This window comes from Janthinobacterium sp. GW823-FHT03B06 (genome assembly GCF_058796955.1).
Window position 1 is genome coordinate 23,432 of sequence record NZ_JBXAJE010000004.1, and the last position, 21,263, is coordinate 44,694.

Consider the following 21,263-nt stretch of genomic DNA (forward strand, 5'->3'; position numbering starts at 1 on the left):
TTGCAAATGCTACGCGCAAGTCTCACTATTAAAACTGCAACATTTCAAAATAGTACCATCTATTGATGTCGCAAAACAGTCTCATAGATACAGTACTGCAATTTATATAACAAGTCTGGCGGCGCCAGGGACGGAATTAACGTTCCGTCCCCGGCACAGTGGTCATGTAATCGGAATAGCAATTACAACTAATTACAACTGCTTCCTGTTCGGTTCTTAACTTGGCTGTAACAAAGCCGTGTGACACAGTTGTTACATTGTGCCATTTTAGTAGTTTTTATCGCGTTTTAGCGAGAAACTTTACACCTTTGTCGCGCCCAACGGCAAGACGCAGCCTGCCATGCCAGCCACTTATGCCAAATCAAACATAGGGGTTGATCAATGATACACAAAAACATAATATTCATGCGCCACGATTGGTTAAATGCAAATACTTTGTTAACACGGCTTTTTCCCCGCCCGTCAATCAAGCCCATGCCCGGCAGGCGGGGCAGGACGCCATCGACACGCATGCGGTAAGATTCGCGCCTATCGTCACCTACTCAAGCAAGGATTTTTCCCATGAAACTCGCCACCTGGAACGTCAACTCGCTCAAAGTGCGCCTGCCGCAAGTGCTGCAGTGGCTGACCGACAACCCGGTCGACATACTGTGCCTGCAAGAAACCAAGCTCACGGATGACAAGTTCCCCGTCGCCGAGATCGAGGCGGCCGGCTACCAGGTGGTCTTCAGCGGCCAGAAGACCTACAACGGCGTGGCCATCCTGTCGAAGCTGCCGATCACCGACGTGGTAAAGAACAACCCGCGCTATGACGATGCGCAGCAGCGCATCCTGGCCGCCACCATCGGCGGCGTGCGGGTCGTCTGCGCCTACGTGCCGAACGGCCAGAGCGTCGACTCGGACAAATATGAATACAAGCTGGGCTGGCTGTCCGCCCTGCACGACTGGCTGGCCGAAGAAGCGCAGCAGCACCCGCAGCTGGCCGTCGTCGGCGACTACAATATCGCGCCCGACGACCGCGACGTGCACGATCCCGTCGCCTGGGCAGGCCAGGTGCTGGTCTCGGACAAGGAACGCGCCGCCCTGCAGCGCCTGTTCGACATCGGCTTGACGGACGCTTTCCGCCTGTTTGAACAGGCGGAAAAATCGTTCAGCTGGTGGGATTACCGCCAGCTGGGCTTCCGCCTGAACAAGGGCCTGCGCATCGACCACATCCTGCTCTCGCCCGCTCTCGCAGCCCGCTGCACGGCCTGCGTGATCGACCGCGTGCCGCGCAAGTGGGAACAACCGTCCGACCATGCGCCGGTGGTGGCAACGATCGATTAACTAAGGGCTATCCGCTCCAGCAAGGCCTGCGCATTGACCGCCGGCACGGGCGCGGAAAACAGATAGCCCTGCGCATAGCGGCAACCGTTCGCCTGCAGCAGCGCGAACTGCTCCTCCGTTTCCACGCCCTCGGCCACGGCCGACAATTGCAGGCTGTCGGCCAGCGCGATGATGGCCGACACGATGGCGCGGTCTTCCGCGCTGTGCTCGAGGTCCTTGATGAAGGCGCGGTCGATCTTGACCTTCTTCACGGGAAAGCGCTTCAGGTAAGCCAGGCTGGAATAGCCGGTGCCGAAATCGTCGATCGACAGACGCAGGCCCATGCCATTGATCTGCCGCAGAATCTCCAGGGTATGCTCGCCGTGCTGCATCAGCGCCGTCTCGGTGATCTCGAATTCCAGCAGCGACGGATCGATCCCCGTTTCCCGCACCACGGCGCCAATCGCCGCCACCAGGCCCTTGTGCATGAACTGGCGCGGCGACAAATTCACCGCCAGCGGCACCGGCTGCAAGCCCTGGCGCTGCCAGGCCATGCTTTGCTCGCACGCCTGGCGCATCACCCACTCGCCCACCGGCACGATCAAGCCGTTTTCTTCCATGATGGGGATGAAGCGGTCCGGCAGCACCAGGCCGTGGCCGGGGCGGCGCCAGCGCAGCAGCACTTCCATGCCGTGCAGCCGGCGCGTGGCGATATCGATGACCGGCTGGTAAAACAGTTCAAACTGCTGCAGCGCCAGCGCCGTGCGCAAGCTGCTTTCCAAATCGAAGTGCAGGGCCGCCGCCTGGTTCATCGTCTGCGTAAAGAACTGGTAGTTGTTGCGGCCGTTGCCCTTGGCGTGGTACATGGCCGCATCGGCATGGCGCATCAGGGCGTCGACATCGCCGCCATCGTCCGGATACAGGCAGATGCCGATCGACGGCGTCACGTGCAGCACGTGGCCGTCGAGCGGAAAGGCGGGCGTGAGCGCCTCGATGATCTTCTCCGCCACGCGCGCCGCTTCCTCGCCGCCACGGATGCCCGGCACCAGCACGACGAATTCATCGCCGCCCAGGCGCGCCACCGTGTCGCTGGCGCGCACGGCGCCGCACAGCCGCGCGGCCACTTCCTTGAGCAGCAGATCGCCCGTCATGTGGCCCAGCGAATCGTTGATGGTCTTGAAACGATCGAGGTCGATGAACATCACGGCCAGCTTGCGCTCCGAGCGCTGCGAGGCCAGCATGGCCCGTTCCAGCCGGTCCGACAGCAGCGCGCGGTTCGGCAAGCCCGTCAGGTTGTCGTGGTAAGCCATGTGGTGCACCCGCGCCTCAGCCTGGCGCCGCTCGACGATTTCGCCCTGCAGCAGCAGGTTGGCGCCGGCCAGTTCGGCCGTGCGTTCCTGCACGCGCAATTCCAGTTCGTCGCGCGCGCGGCGCACCGCCTCGGCCGCCTCGCGGCGCGCCGTCACGTCGTCGACCAGCCACACGGAACGGCCATGCGCATGCGCCAGGTCGAACGGCCGGCCGGACAGGCGCGCCCAGAAACGGCTGCCATCCTTGCGCACCAGCTGGTATTCCGACATGTGCACCCTGCCCGCATCGAAATCGCGCGCCGTCTCGCCGCGCGCCACCTTCCACGCGGCCACGTCCGGATACAGGGCCCGCACGGACAGGCCGTTGATCTCGCCGGGCCCATAGCCGAACAGCTCTTCCATCTTGCTGTTGGCGCGCAAATTGTAGCCGCCCTCTATCACCGAGATGCCCAGCACGGCGCTGTCGAGGATGGCCTGGTTTTCCAGCAGCGCGTTGCGCAGGGATTCTTCGGCGCGCTTGGCTTCCGTGCGGTCCTCGATGATCCAGATGGTGCCGGCGGCCGGGTCGTCCGGGTTGACGACATAGGCGATCAGCTGCGCCCACAGAGTGCTGCCGTCGCGGCGCATCATCTCCACTTCCGTCTGGAAGGGCTTGCCGACGGACAGGAAGGGAAACGCGGCCGCGCCCAATAAATCGTACGATTGCTGCGACACGTACAGCGCGCGCCCCGGCAGGCCCAGCGCCTCGTCGCCGCTGTAGCCGAACATCGCGGCAAAGCCCAGGTTATAGCGCGTGATCTGGCGGTTTTTGGTGTACAGGATGCTGACCGAGGCATTCGTCATGATGGCCGCCACCTCCATCTGCGCCTGGCGGCTGGCCGTGATGTCTTCGAGGATCCAGATGGCGCCCTGCTCGCTGTGCGCCTGGTCAACGGCCTTGGCGCGGATGCGGCACCAGAACAGGCTGCCATCGCGGCGGCGGAACAGCGATTCGTCCTGCTCGTACGGCAAGCCCTGTCCCAGCAGCGGCGTCGCTTGCACGCCGAATGCCTCGTAGGCGGCCGGCGAGGGAAACAGTTCGGCGGCGGGCATGCCCGTCATCTCCTCCTGCGCATAGCCGAACATTTCGGCGAAGCGGGGATTGCAGCGCAGGATCAGGCGTGAACGCGAAAACAGGATGCCGACGGAGGCATTATCGAGGATGGCCTGCTGCTCGAGCATCAGCTGGCGCGTCGCCTCCTCGGCCGCCTTTTGCGCGCTGCGGTCATCGAACAGCCAGATCGTGTCGCGCAGCGCGCGGTCGGGCTGGTTTTCCGGGTTCAGCACATAGCCGTAGGCCAGCGCCCAGAAGGTCGAACCGTCGCGGCGGCGCATCTCCATCTCGCCCTGAAACGGCAGGCCGCGCCGCAGCAGGGGCGCAGCCTGCCGCACGACGTTCTCGTAGGCCGCGCGCGACGGATACAGGTCGGCGACGGCCAGGCCCACGCCGCTGTCGCCATCGAAGCCGAAGCATTCCGCGAAGCGCCGGTTGTAGCGCAGCACGCCCTTGTCGCGCTGGAAGCCGATGGCCAGCGGCGCGTTGTCCATCACGGCCTGCATTTCCAGCATCGCGCGGCGCAGCTGGTCTTCATCGCGCCGGTGGTCGCTGATATCCTCGATGATCCACACCGTGCCGTCATGCGTATTCAAGGGATCGACGGCGCGCCCGTGCAGGCGGCTCCAGAACAGGGTGCCATCCTGGCGCCGCAATTCCAGCTCCGTGCGGTATGGCTTGCCCTTCGACAGCAGCGGCGCCGCTTCCAGCCCCAGCGCGCGGCAATGCTCAGCGGAGCGGTAGAGCACCGCGCCCGGCATGCCCGTCAGCTGGTGGCGCGCATAGCCGAGCATCTCGGCGGCGCGGATATTGCATTCCTCGATGAAGCCGCCCTTGGAAAAGATGATGCCGACGGCCGCGCTTTCCAGGATGGCCTGCTGTTCCAGCAGGGTCTTGCGCAAGGCTTGCTGGTCGCGCTGCTGCACGCGGATGTCGGCAAACACGAGGGTCGCGCCCGGCAAGCCATCGTCCACCAGCAGCGGCCTCGACCATACCTGCACGGCGATGGCGCCCGCCTTCCCTTGCAGGCTGCTGTCCCACTGCCGCTCGCGCCCGGCCGCGCCGAGCGCGCCGCGCAGCATGCTGGTGCTCGACGCGCGGTAGGCGTCCGTAAAACAGTCGGCCAGCAGCCGGCCCGATATATCCCTGCCCAGCAAGGACTGCAAGGCGCCATTCGCGGCCACCACCATGCCGCAGGCATCGCAGGCGCAAGCAGGCAAGGCGATCAGCTGCAAGGCATCGGCGATGAAATCGGGACTGGTCGGTACGCGGTTCATGGACACCATGGTTCGGTTGTTGGCGGTCGAAATGCACCTGGGCAATATATTCATCAGGCATCATAGTGCTGTTAGATCATAAACCAGTTTCCCGGGGTTTTTTCATATTCCTTACTGGCAATATCTGAAACGCCACAGACCACGTGCAACACGCATGTTGCAACGCCGTTGCACAGCAAAAATATGAAACAAATCGTTTAGAATAAAGCATGCGCCGCCCTCCCCAACCTCCGCTCGACCACCGCGACAAACCCGTCATCTGGACCGTCTCCGTCTCGCGGCTGTTCGACCTGTTCCGCGACATCACGCTCGAATACGACGACCTGGCGACGATCGAGCCGATCAACCTGGGCTTCGACGACGCCGTGCGCCACATCCGCGAACGCATGGCCACGGAGCGCTGCGACGCCGTCATCGCGGCCGGCTCCAACGGCGCCTACCTGAAAGGCCGGCTGTCGGTACCCGTCATCATCGCCAAGGCCAGCGGCTACGACGTGATGCAGGCGCTGGCGCGCGCGCGGCGCATCTCGCCGCACATCGGCGTCGTCACCTACCAGGACCCGATGCCGGAACTGGGCGAATTTGCCGCCACCTTCGGCTTCCAGATCGCGCAGCGCACCTACGCCACCGAGGAAGACGCGCGCGCGCAGATCAATGAACTGAAGGCCGAGGGCGTCAAAGCCGTCGTCGGCGCGGGCCTCGTCACCGACCTGGCCGAGGAAGCGGGCCTGGCCGCCGTCTTCGTGTATTCGGCCACGGCCATCCGGCGCGCCTTCGACGACGCGCTGGAACTGGCACGCCTGACCCAGATCGAATCGAACCGGGGGCGGCGCACGGTGGTGGCCGACACTCTGCGCGCGCGCCACGGCCTGCACGATTTGCGCGGCGAATCGGAGGCGATGGAAGCGCTGCGCCAGTCGGTGGTGCTGTATGCGCGGTCGCCGGCGACGGTGCTGATCCAGGGCGAGACGGGCAGCGGCAAGGAACTGGTGGCGCAGGCCATCCACCGCGAAAGCCCGCGCAGCCTGGGCGCGAACCGGCCCTTTATTGCCATCAATTGCGGCGCCATCGCCGAGTCCTTGCTGGAATCGGAACTGTTCGGCCACGAGGACGGGGCGTTTACGGGCGCGCGCCGGGGCGGCCATGCGGGGCTGTTCGAGGCGGCCAACCACGGCACCCTGTTCCTCGACGAAATCGGCGAAATGCCGCTGGCCCTGCAAACGCGCTTGCTGCGCGTGCTGGAAGAGCGCGAAGTGGTGCGCGTGGGCGGCACGCGGCCCATCGCCATCAATGTGCGCATCATCAGCGCCACGCACTGCGACCTGGAGCAGCGCATCCGCGAAGGACGCTTCCGCGCCGACCTGTTCTACCGCCTGGCCGTGCTGCGCCTGCATTTGCCCGCCTTGCGCGAACGCGCCAGCGACATTCCCGGCCTGGCCGAATGGTCGCTGAAAAACGCGCTGGCCGCGCTGGGCGCCCGCCCGCACCCCAACCTGCACGCGGAAATCCAGGCTTGCGCGCCGCTGCTGCGCCGCTACGGCTGGCCCGGCAACGTGCGCGAACTGCGCAACCTGGCCGAGCGCCTGGCCCTGTTCCTGGCAGCCGAACCGCTGCAGGCGCTGACGCCCGCCTTCGTGCTGGGCGTGGCGCCGGAACTGGCCAACGCCGCAGGCACGCCGGCGCCTGCCGCCACCGCGCCGCCGCGCCTGGAAGACGAAAGCGCCAGCGCCGTACTGGCGCGCTTCGGCGGGCGCCGCGACGCCGCCGCCCAATACCTCGGCATCAGCCGCACCACGCTGTGGCGCCGCCTGCGCGCCGGCTGATTTTTCGGCCATACAAAAAAACCGTGGACGGCAGGCCTCACCCGCACGATCTATGGCAGCGCGGCACGGGACACGGCGGCGCGGGCGGCACCAGCGGATTGGCTCGCACCAGGACGTGCCGTCCACCGCCGACCTGCGCCATCACGAGCAGTACGGCTATCTGGTGCCACGCGTCAAGACCGCCTGCAGCCTGTAACGGAATTACTTCAGCGCGGGGATCGGCTGCGCCTGGAACGCGGGGCGCGGCTGCTCCCTGAGCTTTTTCGCCAGCATGTCGAGCGCCACATCCAGCTGGCGGTCGGCGCCATTGAAGGTGGCGTGCGGCGGATTTTCCACCTCGACGTCCGGCACCACGCCCACGCCTTCGATCAGCCACTGGCCGTCGATGCCGAACTGGCCGTTTTCCGCCACGCGCGCCATGCCGTTATCGGCCAGGCGCGTATTGTCGCTCAGCCAGACGCCGGCGCCGGCCGTGCGCTTGCCCACCAGCGGCGCCAGTTTCAATGCCTTGATGCCTGCGGCGAAGGTCTCGCCATCGGAATACGTGAGTTCATCGACCAGCACGACCAGATGGCCGCGGAAGGTGTTCTGCATGTTCGACGACGGCTGCACGCCCGGCGGCGCCCAGTAGGCCCAGGCCTTGCGCAGCAGTTTTTCGATGATCCAGCTGTCGATATTGCCGCCGTTATTGCGCCGCACATCGATGATCAGGCCTTCGCGGTTGATGTTGGCGTAAAAATCGCGCGCGAACGAGGCGATGTCGTTGGCGCCCATGGCGCGCAGGTGCAGGTAGCCGATGCGCCCCTGCGAGGCGGCGGCCACCTGCTCGGCGCGGCTCAATTCCCAGTCGCCATAGCGCAGCGCCGTCTGTTTCGCCATGTTGACGGGCGTGACGATGACGGCGCGCGGCGCGCCCTTGCCATGACCGCGTTTGACCTGCAGCAGCACCTGCTTGTCGGCCTGGTTCAGCAGCAGGTCGCTGATGTCGCGCGCGCCCAGGACGTCCTTGCCGTTGACGGCCGTGATCACGTCGCCCTCCTTCACATCCACTTCGGGGCGCGACAGCGGAGCGCGCGCCGAGGGCAGTTCCGCCTCGCTGCGGTAGACATGCTCGACCCGGTAGCCCTCGCTGGTGCGCGCCAGCACGGCGCCCAGGCCCGCCGGCGCGCCTTCCTGCTCCGTGCGGCGCAATTCACCGGGACGTATCTGCGAATGCAGGGCGCCCACTTCGGCCACCATCATGCCCAGCACGTCATTGAGCTCGGCCCGGTCCGTGACCCGCTCGACCAGCGGCGCATACTTGTCGCGCGCCGCCTTCCAGTCCACGCCGCGCATCTTCGCGTCGTACAGGAAATCGCGGTGCAAGCGCCAGGCATCGTTGAACATCTGCTTCCATTCCAGGCGCGGGTTCGACACAAACGTCCAGTCGTCGACTTTTACTTTCGCCTTCGACAGGTCGGACGGCAGCTTGGCGCCCGCCTCGATCACCAGCATCTCGCCCGGGCCGGTGGCTGCCGCGCTGGTTGCCGTCCTGTAATACAAATGCTTTTTATCCTGTGCCAGGTCGAATTCGCGCACATTGGCCACCAGCAGTTCCGGCTTGGAACCCGCATTGCCTATGGCCAGGGTTTTCAGGCTGAACTTGTTCTCGCCGCTGTCGCGCTCGAGGAAATACAGGCGCTTGTCATCGATGGCCAGCGCACTGTAATTGCCGGCCGCCAGCGGCACTTCATACAGGCGCCCGGCCAGCCCCTTGAAGACGACGTCCGGCAGGGCGGCCGGCGTTTTCTTCACGGCCGACTTGCCGCCGGCCTTTTCCAATGCTTTTTCCGCCGCCGATTCGGCCGCCTTTTCATCATCCGTCTCGGCCGGCTTCACTCCCGGGCGGCTCAGCTCATCGTCGGGCTGGAACGGAAAACGGTTGCCCGGCTGCAGCGCCAGCGCATACACGCCGATGCGCTTGTCGAACACGGGGCCCATGTTGCGGTCGCCCCAGGGCGAGCCATTGGCCAGCTGAAAATTGCGCGCCGACATGAAATACAGCCAGCGCCCGTCCGGCGAAAACACGGGTGAGCCGGAGGTATAGCGGTCGCTGGTGACGAACTGCAGCTGCTTCGACGCCAGGTTGTACAAGCCGATCTGCTCGCGCTGCTCGTTGCTGGCCACGCGCACGATGGCCAGGTTGCGGCTGTCGGGCGACCATTGCACTTCGTCGTGCTTGTCCACGCCCGCCTTGCCCGCGTCGTCGATCAGCTGGTTGCCCCTGGTGGCCAGGTCCAGCAGCCAGAAACGGCCCTTCTTGTCCGTGTGCGCCAGCCAGCGTCCGTCCGGCGACGGATACAATTTCCAGCGGTGGTTGTCGCCCTGCGTCGTCAGTTGCTCGCCCTTGCCCGAGCCATCGGCGGCGTATTTCCAGATTTCATTCTCTCCGCTCGTGTCGACGATGGCGAACACGGATTTCTCGTCGCTGGAAAAGACGGCGTCGCGCGCCCTTGCCCCGTCGGGAATGGCGATGTCGACCCGGCGCAGGCTGCCCGTGCCGGCGATGCTGACCTTGCCGCGCGCCGTCAGGATGATGCGCTCATCCTTGCCCGATAGCTGCACGTTCGAGAGGGTGTCGAGCGGCGAACGGATCTGGCGCGCGCGCTGCTGGTCGAAATCGGAGACAAGGCTGATCGGCAATGGCGATGAATCCGTCCCTGCGACCAGGTCCAGCACCCGCAGGTCTGCGCCCAATTGATACACAATCTTGCCGTCGCCCAGCTGCGCGTTGCGCACGTCCCACTGCGTGTGGCTGGTCAACGCGCGGCGGTCGGAGCCGTCGGGCAGCATGCTCCACAGGTTGTCGCTGCCGCCCTCGTCGCTGATGTAATACACGCGGCCCTGCCACCACATGGGGCGCTTGTTGTTGCCTGCCAACACAGCGGGCTCCGCGTGCATGCGCACGGCCTCGCCTTTGCCGTCGAGCGCATAGCGCCACAGGGTGGCATGCGCGCCGCCCCGGTAGTTGCGCACATTGTCGTTCGTCATGGCCAGGCCGAAACGCGTGAAGAACAGGGTCTTGCCCGCGTCGTCGAGCACGGCGTCGTTGGCGTCGGCCACGGGAAACACGCGCCGCGTCTGTTTCACGGGATCGATGGCGGCGACGATGCGGCGCGAGGCGGGACCGTCCGTATTTTGCGTGCTGACCAGCACTTCGCCCTGCGCCGTCCAGCCCAGCACCAGCACGCCGCCATTGTCAAAGGAAATACGGCGCGGCAAGCCACCGGCCAGCGGCATCACATACGCTTCCTGCGCCCCCTCATAGGCGGCGGAAAACGCCAGCCACTGGCCGTCGCGAGAAATCGCCGCGTTCGTTTCATAGCCGGGATGCGTGGTCAGACGCTGGGCCGCGCCACCGCGCAGATTGCTTTTCCACAAATCGCCTTCGGCCGTGAAGACGACGGTATCGCCGCGCACGGCGGGAAAGCGGAAATAACTGCCGGCGGGCGCGGCAGCGGCGGCGTTGCCCAGCAAGCCGGCGGACAACAGGAGCAAGGAGAGATTGCGGGAAATTTTCATGTGGCATCCAGATAGCGGTCAGGTGGCATGGACATCATGTCGATACCGGACAGCAATTCTGGCATAACTACGACCAAAGAAAACCTTCTTAAAACCTTCTTTATTGTCCATAAAAACGTAAAAAAACCCGCGCCACTTGCGTGGGCGGGTTTTTTGTTGACGGCAGGAAGTTTATTCCACTTCCACCGTTTCCGGTGCTGCCGTCGGCGCCGCGTCTGGCGGTTCCGGGAATTCCAGCAAGACCTGGTCCTTGTCGTCGAGGTCGACGGTGACCCGTCCGCCAGTGACCAGGCGGCCGAACAGCAGTTCGTCGGCCAGCGCCTTGCGGATCATGTCCTGGATCAAACGCGCCATCGGCCGCGCACCCATCAGCGGATCGAAACCTTTCTTGCCGAGGAAAGCACGCAGCTTCTCGGTAAACACGGCTTCGACCTTTTTCTCGTGCAACTGTTCTTCCAGTTGCATCAGGAACTTGTCGACCACGCGCAGGATGATTTCCTGGTCCAGCGCGCGGAAGCTGATGGTCGCGTCGATGCGGTTGCGGAACTCCGGCGTAAACATGCGCTTGATGTCGGCCATCTCGTCGCCGGCCTGCTTCGAATTGGTGAAGCCGATCGACGTCTTTTGCAAGCTTTCCGCGCCCGCATTGGTCGTCATGATGATGATCACGTTGCGGAAATCGGCCTTGCGGCCATTGTTGTCCGTCAAGGTACCGTGGTCCATCACTTGCAGCAGGATATTGAAAATGTCCGGATGGGCTTTTTCAATTTCATCGAGCAGCAAGACCGCATGCGGTTTCTTGGTGATCGCTTCCGTCAGCAGGCCGCCCTGGTCGAAACCGACGTAGCCCGGCGGCGCGCCGATCAGACGGCTGACGGCATGGCGTTCCATGTATTCCGACATGTCGAAACGGATCAGCTCGATTCCGAGGATAAACGCCAATTGCTTGGCCACCTCGGTCTTGCCGACGCCGGTCGGACCGGAGAACAGGAAGGAGCCGATCGGCTTGTCCGTCTTGCCCAGGCCGGCACGGGCCATCTTGATGGCCGAAGCCAGCGCGTCGATGGCCGGATCTTGCCCGAACACGACATTGCGCAAGTCGCGGTCGATCGTCTGCAGCTTGCTGCGGTCGTCCTGGTTGACCGTTTGCGGCGGAATACGGGCGATCTTGGCGATGATGTCCTCGATCTCGGCCTTGCCGATGGTTTTCTTTTGCTTCGACTTCGGCAGGATGCGCTGCGCCGCGCCCGCTTCATCGATGACGTCGATCGCCTTGTCGGGCAAATGGCGGTCGTTGATGAAGCGCGCCGCCAGTTCGGCCGCCGTCGACAGGGCCGAGGCCGAGTATTTGACGCCGTGGTGCTCTTCGAAGCGCGACTTGAGGCCGCGCAAGATTTGCACGGTTTGCTCGACGGTCGGCTCGTTGACGTCCACTTTCTGGAAGCGGCGGGAGAGCGCATGGTCTTTCTCGAACACGCCGCGGAATTCCGTGTACGTGGTCGCGCCGATGCACTTCAATTGACCGTTGGCCAGTGCCGGTTTCAGCAGGTTGGACGCATCGAGGGTACCGCCCGACGCCGAGCCCGCACCGATGATGGTGTGGATCTCGTCGATGAACAGGATGCCGTTCGGATTGTCCTTCAACTGTTTCAGCACGGCTTTCAGGCGCTGTTCGAAGTCGCCGCGGTATTTGGTTCCGGCCAGCAAGGCGCCCATGTCCAGCGAATACACGACGGCATTCTGCAGGATTTCCGGCACGTCGCTTTGCGTGATGCGGTAGGCCAGGCCTTCGGCGATGGCCGTCTTGCCCACGCCCGCCTCGCCGACCAGCAGCGGATTGTTCTTGCGGCGGCGGCACAGGATCTGGATCACGCGGTCGACTTCTTCCTCGCGCCCGATCAGCGGGTCGATCTTGCCTTCGGCAGCGGCCTTGTTCAGGTTTTGCGTGAACTGGTCGAGCGGGCTTTCCTTCGGCTGGCCATCGACGGGCGCTTCTTCCACGCCTTCGGAGGCTTTCGCGCTTTCCGTCGACTGGTCCTTGCGCACGCCGTGCGAGATGAAATTGACCACGTCCAGGCGTGTCACGCCCTGCTGGTGCAGGTAGTAGACCGCATGCGAATCCTTTTCGCCGAAGATGGCCACCAGCACATTGGCGCCCGTGACTTCCTTCTTGCCGTTCGAGGCGGACTGGACGTGCATGATGGCGCGCTGAATCACGCGCTGGAAACCAAGCGTCGGCTGGGTGTCGACTTCGCCCGTGCCAGGCACGGTCGGCGTGTTATCGCCGATGAAATTGGTGAGGGTCTTGCGCAGGTCTTCTATATTGACCGCGCAGGCACGCAATACCTCGGCAGCGGAGGGATTGTCCAGCAGTGCCAGCAGTAAATGCTCAACCGTGATGAATTCGTGCCGTGCCTGCCGAGCTTCGACAAACGCCATGTGCAAACTTACTTCTAATTCCTGCGCAATCATACTTCCTCCATCACGCACTGCAGGGGGTGCCCCGCCTTGCGCGCATGCGTTAAAACGAACTCCACTTTGGTACACGCTATATCTTTAGAGAACACGCCGCACACTCCTTTGCCGTAGCGATGAACACTGAGCATGATTTGCGTCGCCGTTTCACGGTCCTTGTTGAAATACTCCTGAATGATGGCCACCACAAATTCCATCGGGGTGTAGTCGTCATTGAGCAAGGCTACCTGATAGAGCGGCGGCGGCTTCAGCACTTGCCGCTCCAGCAGGGTTTCTGAGTCGTGCTTGGTTGCCATACGCTTATTCTAATGCTTTCACAGTGGTTGTCATGCGCAATATCTACGCCTTTCCAATTGTTTTCAATCTTACGCGTTTTCTTAATAGTGCGCAGATGGCGACCTTGCTGTCAAAATCAAGAGTTGCTTTTTTGGTCGTCGTGAAGAATTTGTCAATATCGATGGAAAAGCGCTTGACTTCATTATTTATTCCGCCAACAATGCTGTATCGACTGTTGCAGTAATGTACAGCTTGATAAGAAGTGAGACGTCGAGGAGGGGGCAAGAAGCTTCTTGCTTTTATGGCTCGTGTGATTTGTTTTAATTTTGAAAGTTCTTTTTATGGCAACAGGTACAGTTAAGTGGTTCAATGATTCCAAAGGTTTTGGCTTCATCACTCCAGATGATGGCGGCGAAGATTTGTTTGCTCATTTCTCCGCAATCAACATGAACGGTTTCAAGACCCTCAAAGAAGGTCAAAAAGTTCAATTCGAAGTCACGCAAGGCCCTAAAGGCAAGCAAGCTTCCAACATCCAAGCAGCCTAAGCATCGCCGGCCCTCAGATGTGAAAAGCCCCGTTGTCAAACGGGGTTTTTTTTCGTCCGCAGGGTGCCCAGCACCCTGCCCCCGCTTATTACATGTGCTCGATCATCACGTCGCCGAAACCGGAACACGACACTTGCGTCGCGCCTTCCATCAGGCGGGCGAAATCGTAGGTGACGCGCTTCGAGGCGATCGACTTTTGCATCGAAGAAATGATCAGGTCGGCCGCTTCCAGCCAGCCCATGTGGCGCAGCATCATTTCCGCCGACAGGATCAGCGAACCGGGGTTCACGTAATCCTTGCCCGCGTACTTCGGCGCCGTGCCGTGCGTCGCTTCGAACATGGCAACGGAATCGGACAGGTTCGCGCCCGGCGCGATGCCGATGCCGCCCACTTGCGCCGCCAGCGCGTCGGAAATGTAATCGCCGTTCAGATTCAGGGTGGCGATGACGCTGTATTCGGCCGGACGCAGCAAAATCTGTTGCAGGAACGCGTCAGCGATCGAATCCTTGACGATGATGTCACGGCCCGTCTTCGGATTCTTGAACTTGCACCATGGGCCGCCATCGATCAGCTCGGCGCCGAATTCCTTTTGCGCCAGCGCATAAGCCCAGTCGCGGAAACCGCCTTCCGTGTATTTCATGATGTTGCCTTTGTGCACGATCGTCACGGAAGGCTTGTCATTGTCGATCGCGTACTGGATGGCCTTGCGCACGAGGCGCTCCGTGCCTTCGATGGACACGGGCTTGATGCCCAGGCCCGACGTGGCCGGGAAGCGGATTTTCGTCACGCCCATTTCATTGACGAGGAAATCCATCAGTTTCTTCGCTTCGGGCGAGCCCTGCTGGTACTCGATGCCGGCGTAGATATCTTCCGAATTTTCGCGGAAAATCACCATGTCCGTCTTTTCCGGCTCTTTCACGGGCGACGGCACGCCTGTGAAGTAGCGCACGGGACGCAGGCAGACGTACAGGTCGAGCTGCTGGCGCAGGGCCACGTTCAGCGAGCGGATGCCGCCGCCGACGGGCGTCGTCAGCGGGCCCTTGATGGAGACCACGTAATCTTTCAGCACTTGCAAGGTTTCTTCCGGCAGCCACACATCGGGGCCGTACACATTCGTCGATTTCTCGCCCGCGTAGATTTCCATCCAGCTGATCTTGCGCGCACCGCCGTAGGCCTTGGCCACGGCAGCGTCGATCACCTTGATCATGACCGGGCTGATATCGATGCCCGTGCCATCGCCTTCAATGAAGGGAACGATGGGATTATCTGGTACATTCAGCGAAAAATCGGCGTTGACGGTGATTTTTTGGCCGTCAGCAGGTACAGTGATATGTTGATACATCGTGATCTCCGAAGTGGGACACACCGCTGGCGGGTAACACGGGCCGGCGACGCGCTCTGCGGTTGCAGAGTTTACAAAAACAAGTCCGAACAGGGCGACAATAACGCACTTTAGCAGGGAAAGAACAGCCGAGTCATCCGCGGCGCCAAAGAACCTCGTTGCCATATCGCCTACGTCTTCTATAAGACATAAGACTAACGTTTCACATTATGCACCAGTATCTTACAGGGCGCCACGCTTTTGCGGCGCCGACCAGCAGCCACCCTCGTTTGCATCAATTTATCCAGCATGCCACTCATTCTCTTCAATAAACCATTCCAGGTCCTGTGCCAGTTTTCGCCGCAGGAAGGCCGTACCACCCTGGCCGACCACCTCGCCATTCCCGGCATCTACCCGGCCGGCCGGCTCGACGCCGACAGCGAAGGCTTGCTGCTGCTGACGGACGACGGCCGCCTGCAGCACGAGATCAGCCACCCGGACCGCAAGGAAGCGAAAACCTATCTGGTGCAGGTCGATGGCGTGCCCGACGCGGCCAGCCTGACGCGCCTGCAGGCGCCGCTGGACCTGGGCGACTTCATCACCAAGCCGTGCAAGGCCGTGCGCATCGCCGAGCCCGACTGGCTGTGGCCGCGCAACCCGCCGATCCGCGCGCGCGCCGACAAGCCCACCTCCTGGCTGGCGATCACTTTAAAAGAAGGAAAAAACCGGCAAGTGCGGCGCATGACGGCGGCCGTCGGCCTGCCCACCCTGCGCCTGGTGCGCAGCGCCATCGGCCCATTTTCTCTGGCCAGCCACCCATTGATGCCCGGAGAATGGTGCGAAGTGCCGGCCGAGAACATTGGGAAAATGTGAACGGCACAAGAAAAACGGTTTTCCTTGCTGAAATTTTTCCAATAAGCACTATTTATTTTTAGATAATGCATTAAAATCATCTGACCTTCACATGACGGAAAGGAAAGATGATGACAAAAGTAATATTCACGCTGGCCGCCTCCCTGCTTGCCGGCGCCGCACTGGCCCAGTCGGGCGCCCAGGTGCACGCTTCCGCCGCGACCGATGCCGTCAAGCCGCCACCCGCATCGGCAGCCAGCCAGGCTTCGGCCGCCACCGATGCCAGCAAGCCCGTGCCGCCGGCGTCGGCTTCCGTCAACGCGTCCGCCGCGACGGACGCGTCGCGCCTGATTCCCCAGGCGCGCAAGACGAAGCAGCCGGCCGCTGAAACAGGCAAGCCGGTGAAATAAAGGTCGTTCCCGGGGTGACGGCAGCGACTATGTTGCTGTCACCCCACGCTTTTGGCGCGGCCAGACCGCATGCTTGACCAGGCGGCCGCCAGCATGGCTTAATCGCCGCTTCGCAGCCACCCATCCCGTCCCATGAAAAATCCCCTTCGCCGTCTCTTCCTGTCCATCGCCCTGCTGTCTTGCGCCAGCATGGCCCAGGCGCAAACAAAAAGCGTGCAGCTGTCGGCCGGCATGCATTTGATCCAGGCGGAAGTGGCGGCAACAGAAGAGCAACGCGAACAGGGCTTGATGTACCGTGAAAAAATGCCGGCGAATGCGGGCATGCTGTTTGTCTTTGGCAATCCGTCGACGCAATGCATGTGGATGAAAAACACGCCGCTGCCCCTGTCGGTGGCCTTTCTCGATGCCAGCGGCAAGATCGTCAACATCGAAGACATGCAGCCGCATACGCTCGACAGCCATTGCTCCACGAAGACCGTGCCCGTGCGCTATGCGCTGGAAATGCACCTGGGCTGGTTCAAGCAAAAGAACATCAAGCCGGGCATGAGCATCGGTAACTTGCCGGCGCTGCGCTAGACAGTGGCGGCCGGCAGCAAGGCGCTGCCGGAAACCGCCGCCGCAGTTGCGCGGAAAAGCACGCGCGCACGCGAAAAAACCCGCCAGAACGAATCTGCGGGTTTTTGCTTTTCAACCAGTGCCAGCATACCGGCACAGGCAAGGCCACCGTGGTGGCTTGCCTGCTGGCGAATATTAAGCGGACAGTGCTTTCAAAGCAGCTGCCAGACGGCTCTTATGGCGAGCTGCCTTGTTTTTGTGGATGATCTTCTTGTCAGCGATACGGTCGATGGTCGACACGGATGCCTGGAAGATTGCAGCAGCAGCTGCCTTGTCGCCGCCCTGGATCGCTTTGCGAGCAGCTTTGATAGCCGTGCGCAAGGTCGAACGTTGGGACGAATTGTGTGCGTTTTGCTTAACTGCTTGACGAGCGCGTTTGCGCGCTTGTGCGGTATTTGCCATGGAATTTCCTAAAACAGGGTCAAAGTGCGTTTGCAAACATTAGTGTTTGCCAACCGGTGCGTTCTGTGCGTCTGCCGAACCATGTGTGCCAAACCAGTGCCTGTCAAACATTAGTGTCTGCGTAACAGAATTCTGTACAGCCTTCGATTATAGCGATATTTTCAAGCGGGGGCAAATCAAAAAACCGTGTATCACGCCAAAAACACCTGAAAATGGGGCTGGCAAGGGCGAATGCGCAGCGAATCGGCAGCGTTTGTTACCATATTTTAAGCGTTTAACGGTACCGCGCCCGGCTATAATCTGCCCCCATGAACTTGCTTAAAACCCTCGCCGCCATTTCCAGCATGACCATGCTGTCCCGTGTAACCGGATTATTGCGCGAAAGCCTGTTCGCGCGCGCCTTTGGCGCCGGCGCCTACACGGACGCTTTCATTGTTGCCTTCCGCATCCCCAACCTGTTGCGCCGATTGTTTGCCGAAGGGGCGTTCTCGCAAGCCTTCGTACCGATCTTGTCTGAATACAAGAACCAGCACGGCCAGGAAGCGAGCAAGCAATTGGCCGACCATGTGGCCACGACCCTCGTCTGGGCCACCCTGCTCGTGTCCGCCATCGGCATCGTCGGCGCGCCGTGGTTCGTCTACGTGATCGCCACGGGCCTGTCCAAGGACCCGAGCGCTTTTGACGCGGCCGTGTGGATGACGCGGCTGATGTTCCCTTATATTACCTGCATGTCGTTCGTGGCCCTGGCCGGCGGCATCTTGAATACCTGGCGCGAATTCAAGATTCCCGCGTTCACGCCAGTGCTGCTGAACCTGTCCTTCATCGCCGCCTCGCTGTTCCTCGCGCCATACTTGAAACAGCCGATCTACGCCATGGCCATCGCCGTGTTCGCCGGCGGCCTGCTGCAGGTGGCCATTCAGATTCCCGCGCTGATCAAGATCGGCATGCTGCCGCGGCTGTCGATCAATCCCGCCATCGGCCTGGCCGACGGCGGCGTGCGCCGCGTGCTGAAAAAGATGGGCCCGGCCGTGTTCGCCGTGTCTGCTGCGCAGATCAGCCTGATGATCAACACGAGCATCGCCTCGCGCCTGGCCGAAGGCAGTATTTCCTGGCTGTCGTATGCGGACCGCCTGATGGAGTTCCCGACCGCCATGCTGGGCGTGGCCCTGGGCACCATCTTGCTGCCCAGCCTGTCGAAAGCGAACGTGGACGGCGACAAGACGGAATACTCGGCCTTGCTGGACTGGGGCTTGCGTTTGACTTTCCTGCTGGCCCTGCCCGCCGCCGTCGGCATGGCGACCCTGGCCACGCCGCTGATCGCCACCCTCTTCCACTACGGCAAGTTCACGGCCGAATCCGTCACCATGTCGACGCAGCCGCTGGTGGCCTACAGCCTGGGCCTGATCGGCATCATCCTCGTCAAAACCCTGGCGCCCGCCTTCTATGCGCGCCAGGACATCCGCACGCCCGTGAAAATCGCCATCGGCGTGCTGATCGCCACGCAGCTGATGAATCTGCTGTTCGTGCCCTACATCGCCGTGGCCGGCCTGGCCCTGTCGATCGGCCTGGGCGCCTGCCTGAATGCCAGTTTCCTGTACTGGGGCTTGCGCAAGCGCGGCATCTACCAGCCGAAACCGGGCTGGGCCAAATTCTTCGCGCGCCTGCTGCCGGCACTCATCGTGATGGGCGGCGTGGCGTATGCTGGCGCCATGCGCATCGACTGGATCGCCATGCAAGCCCATCCGCTGCTGCGGGCCGGTGCCCTGGCCCTGGTGGTGGCCGTGTGCGGCGTGGCGTACTTTGCGACGTTATTTGCAGTTGGCTTCCGCTTCCGCGACTTCAAGCGCCACGCGTGACAAGCTGCGCAGGACGTTGTTGCCGGCGTCTCGCCGTACTGGCGTACTGTCTTCGACTTGGCGCCTAGTCCTGCGCAGCTTGTCCAGATTGCGCAGGACGTTGATGCCGGCGTCTCGCGTACTCGCGTACTGTCTTCGACTTGGCGCCTGGGCCTGCGCAGCTTGTCCCGATTGCGCAGGACGTTGTTGCCGGCGTCTCGCCGTACTCGCATACTGTCTTCAACTTGGCGCCTGGTCCTGCGCAGATTGCCCATATTGCGCAGGATGTTGTTGCCGGCGTACTGCCTTGCACAAATGATCCAGACGAAAAAAAACCCGCCGGAGCGGGTTTTTTTCATTGCAGCGAAAGCTTAAGCAGCTTTCTTGGCGCGGCGGCGTGCCACGGCGCCAACCAATGCCAGGCCGCCCAGCAGCATGCCATAGGTTTCTGGTTCTGGTACTGGCAGGGCCGAAACCGTGCCTACGTACTGAACATTTTTCACCAGGGTCAGACCCGTGACTTGCACCGTGTAGGTGCCAGCGGCCAATTCGCCTGCCCAGCTCAGATTCTGGATACCGCTAGCCGTGCTCTTGGCCAGGTCGCCATAGCCGACCAGGGTCGCGGCGAAATCCTTGATCGCGCCGTTAGCAACGGAGAACGTTTGCAGTGCACCGAACGAAGTCGACGATGGAGCCAGCAACTGGAAGGTCCACGAATCATTGATCTGCGAATTGATCGCGAACTTGGTCGTGAAAGCCGACAGGGTATCGGAACCGGCTGGGTCCAGAATGCCCAGGTCGTAGGTTGCTGCCGACGCGCTGAACGATGCTGCTGCCATGATGCCTGCAGCGATAAATTTCAATTTCATAGCTTATCCCTTAAAAAGTAATTTATGGCTGCAATACGCAGGCCACCAATAGTTTATTAGTACCGGAAGTACTGAACAGAATGGTAACATAATTGCATTGAATTACTTATAAATTTTTTATCTAAGTTTCACCGCTGATAACTATTTTCAAAATGAACTATTTGCCGGCATCTATGAATTTCCAGGGAAAAATAGTTACCGAGGCATACATTTATTTTTTCCATGTTTTAAGGTAAAACCGTCTATTCGGCAGTGTTTTCGGCGGAATTTTGCGGTTCAAGCTGTTCATTTGGCTCTGGTGGCGTTTGTTCTTGCGGTGGGGTAACAGGGCGAAAAAACAACGGTGACGCGGGCAAGGCGGGCGCGATGCTGTCCTCATCACTCGCTGGCACAGCTGCCGGTCCCGCTGACGGCACGGATGACACCCGTGCATCGACCATGAAGCGCCATTCCGAGAAATGCGCCTTGCCTTCGAAGCCGGCAAACCGGGCCTCGAAGTTGCCAACCTTTAATGGCGCAGCCTGGGACAGGCTGTACACGCCGATGATGCCGTTGCTGCCCGGCTGATACAGCAAGCCCCACTCGGCGCGGCCCGTGATGGGATCGACAAACAACTTGCGCAGGTGCCGGCGCAGCTCGGGCGTACGGGGATCGCGCAGCAAGGCGGCCAGGGTCGGCGGCTGTTGCGGCTGGCCCGGCGGCGTGGCCGCCGCATAACTGTACAGGGCGTCTGAAAACTGCGCGCCGATATCGAGCAATTCCTGCTCGGCCGCCTGGCGCTGCAGCAAGGAGCCCATCTTCAGCCCGGCCGCCCCTACCAGGCCCAGAATAGCCACCAGAATGATCAGGCCCAGGTAAGTAAAACCGCGCTGGCGGCGCGCAGAACGGTACATGGCCGCTACCAGTCGGCGAACGGCGTGCCGCTGCGGTCCTTGCCGGGCGCGCCGCTTTTCACGTCATACACCTGGCCCGGCGTGTCGTCCGGTGGCGGCACGATCAGCCAGCTGCTGTCGCTGTCCGTGATGGGATCGATGGGCATGGCGCGCAGGTATTTCTTTTCCACCAGTTGCTCCAGCGAATCGGGGTAGCGCCCCGTATCGCCGTGGAACTGGTCGATGGTGGTGCGCAGGTTGCGCAAGTTATCCGCCAGCACGGTTTCCTTCGCCTTGTCGAGACTGGGAAAGTAGCGCGGCACGGCCAGGGTCAGCAACAGCGCCACGATGCCGAGCACCACCAGCAATTCGATCAGGGTAAAGCCGCGCCTGCGGCGTGGGGCGTTTTCAGCGGACATGGT

At 61.9% G+C, this 21,263-nt stretch carries 16 protein-coding genes; 7 read left to right on the forward strand and 9 right to left on the reverse strand.

What is annotated here, in order from left to right; translation table 11 throughout:
- The first annotated feature begins 561 nt into the window (after positions 1 to 561).
- Positions 562 to 1,326, forward strand: a complete 765-nt coding sequence (gene xth / locus AC1RBA_RS14775) for an exodeoxyribonuclease III (protein WP_070219481.1) — start codon at positions 562 to 564, stop codon at positions 1,324 to 1,326.
- On the opposite strand, the gene AC1RBA_RS14780 is transcribed toward xth, so the two are convergent.
- On the reverse strand, positions 1,323 to 4,985 hold the full coding sequence (locus AC1RBA_RS14780) for a sensor domain-containing protein (protein ID WP_492418826.1): 3,663 nt from the start codon (positions 4,983 to 4,985) through the stop codon (positions 1,323 to 1,325). The genes xth and AC1RBA_RS14780 overlap by 4 nt on opposite strands.
- A gap of 209 nt (positions 4,986 to 5,194) precedes the next feature.
- Here AC1RBA_RS14780 and prpR point away from each other — a divergent pair, with 209 nt between their 5' ends.
- Entirely contained in the window at positions 5,195 to 6,808 is a 1,614-nt protein-coding gene (gene prpR, locus AC1RBA_RS14785) for a propionate catabolism operon regulatory protein PrpR (protein ID WP_492418827.1), read from the forward strand.
- Between the two features lie 201 nt (positions 6,809 to 7,009).
- Here prpR and AC1RBA_RS14790 read toward each other — a convergent pair whose 3' ends face one another.
- The 3 genes from AC1RBA_RS14790 to clpS form a co-directional block, all read right to left on the reverse strand.
- The gene (locus AC1RBA_RS14790; RefSeq protein WP_492418829.1) at positions 7,010 to 10,369 is read right to left on the reverse strand and encodes a S41 family peptidase; all 3,360 of its coding nucleotides are present in this window, start codon (positions 10,367 to 10,369) and stop codon (positions 7,010 to 7,012) included.
- 171 nt (positions 10,370 to 10,540) lie between these two features.
- Positions 10,541 to 12,841 (reverse strand): ATP-dependent Clp protease ATP-binding subunit ClpA, encoded by a 2,301-nt coding sequence (gene clpA / locus AC1RBA_RS14795; protein WP_034751575.1) that lies wholly within the window; start codon positions 12,839 to 12,841, stop codon positions 10,541 to 10,543.
- Positions 12,838 to 13,140, reverse strand: coding sequence for an ATP-dependent Clp protease adapter ClpS (clpS, locus tag AC1RBA_RS14800; protein ID WP_070221390.1), 303 nt, complete (start codon positions 13,138 to 13,140; stop codon positions 12,838 to 12,840). The genes clpA and clpS overlap by 4 nt, the downstream gene beginning before the upstream one ends.
- 321 nt (positions 13,141 to 13,461) lie before the next feature.
- Here clpS and cspE point away from each other — a divergent pair, with 321 nt between their 5' ends.
- The gene (gene cspE / locus AC1RBA_RS14805; RefSeq protein WP_010395943.1) at positions 13,462 to 13,665 is read left to right on the forward strand and encodes a transcription antiterminator/RNA stability regulator CspE; all 204 of its coding nucleotides are present in this window, start codon (positions 13,462 to 13,464) and stop codon (positions 13,663 to 13,665) included.
- Positions 13,666 to 13,753: 88 nt separating this feature from the next.
- Here cspE and icd read toward each other — a convergent pair whose 3' ends face one another.
- Positions 13,754 to 15,007: an NADP-dependent isocitrate dehydrogenase gene (gene icd, locus AC1RBA_RS14810; protein WP_070221389.1), complete on the reverse strand. Its 1,254-nt coding sequence runs from the start codon at positions 15,005 to 15,007 to the stop codon at positions 13,754 to 13,756.
- 288 nt (positions 15,008 to 15,295) lie between these two features.
- On the opposite strand from icd, the gene AC1RBA_RS14815 reads away from it, so the two are divergent.
- The 3 genes from AC1RBA_RS14815 (at position 15,296) to AC1RBA_RS14825 (ending at position 16,824) form a co-directional block, all read left to right on the forward strand.
- Positions 15,296 to 15,859, forward strand: a complete 564-nt coding sequence (locus tag AC1RBA_RS14815) for a pseudouridine synthase (protein ID WP_492418831.1) — start codon at positions 15,296 to 15,298, stop codon at positions 15,857 to 15,859.
- 110 nt (positions 15,860 to 15,969) lie between these two features.
- Complete coding sequence (locus tag AC1RBA_RS14820) at positions 15,970 to 16,248, forward strand: hypothetical protein (protein ID WP_070221387.1); 279 nt, start codon at positions 15,970 to 15,972, stop codon at positions 16,246 to 16,248.
- 132 nt (positions 16,249 to 16,380) lie between these two features.
- Positions 16,381 to 16,824: a DUF192 domain-containing protein gene (locus AC1RBA_RS14825; protein WP_492418833.1), complete on the forward strand. Its 444-nt coding sequence runs from the start codon at positions 16,381 to 16,383 to the stop codon at positions 16,822 to 16,824.
- 174 nt (positions 16,825 to 16,998) lie between these two features.
- On the opposite strand, the gene rpsT is transcribed toward AC1RBA_RS14825, so the two are convergent.
- On the reverse strand, positions 16,999 to 17,265 hold the full coding sequence (gene rpsT, locus AC1RBA_RS14830; RefSeq protein WP_010395935.1) for a 30S ribosomal protein S20: 267 nt from the start codon (positions 17,263 to 17,265) through the stop codon (positions 16,999 to 17,001).
- Between the two features lie 308 nt (positions 17,266 to 17,573).
- Here rpsT and murJ point away from each other — a divergent pair, with 308 nt between their 5' ends.
- The gene (gene murJ / locus AC1RBA_RS14835) at positions 17,574 to 19,121 is read left to right on the forward strand and encodes a murein biosynthesis integral membrane protein MurJ (protein ID WP_492418835.1); all 1,548 of its coding nucleotides are present in this window, start codon (positions 17,574 to 17,576) and stop codon (positions 19,119 to 19,121) included.
- Between the two features lie 350 nt (positions 19,122 to 19,471).
- Here murJ and AC1RBA_RS14840 read toward each other — a convergent pair whose 3' ends face one another.
- From AC1RBA_RS14840 to AC1RBA_RS14850, 3 genes are all read right to left on the reverse strand, one after another.
- Positions 19,472 to 19,969 carry an FxDxF family PEP-CTERM protein gene (locus AC1RBA_RS14840; RefSeq protein WP_070221384.1) on the reverse strand — a complete coding sequence of 166 codons (498 nt, stop codon included), beginning with the start codon at positions 19,967 to 19,969 and terminating at the stop codon, positions 19,472 to 19,474.
- A 242-nt stretch (positions 19,970 to 20,211) separates the two neighbouring features.
- Complete coding sequence (locus tag AC1RBA_RS14845) at positions 20,212 to 20,862, reverse strand: type II secretion system protein (protein ID WP_492418837.1); 651 nt, start codon at positions 20,860 to 20,862, stop codon at positions 20,212 to 20,214.
- A 5-nt stretch (positions 20,863 to 20,867) separates the two neighbouring features.
- Positions 20,868 to 21,260, reverse strand: coding sequence for a type II secretion system protein (locus AC1RBA_RS14850; RefSeq protein WP_492418839.1), 393 nt, complete (start codon positions 21,258 to 21,260; stop codon positions 20,868 to 20,870).
- Positions 21,261 to 21,263: the final 3 nt, after the last annotated feature.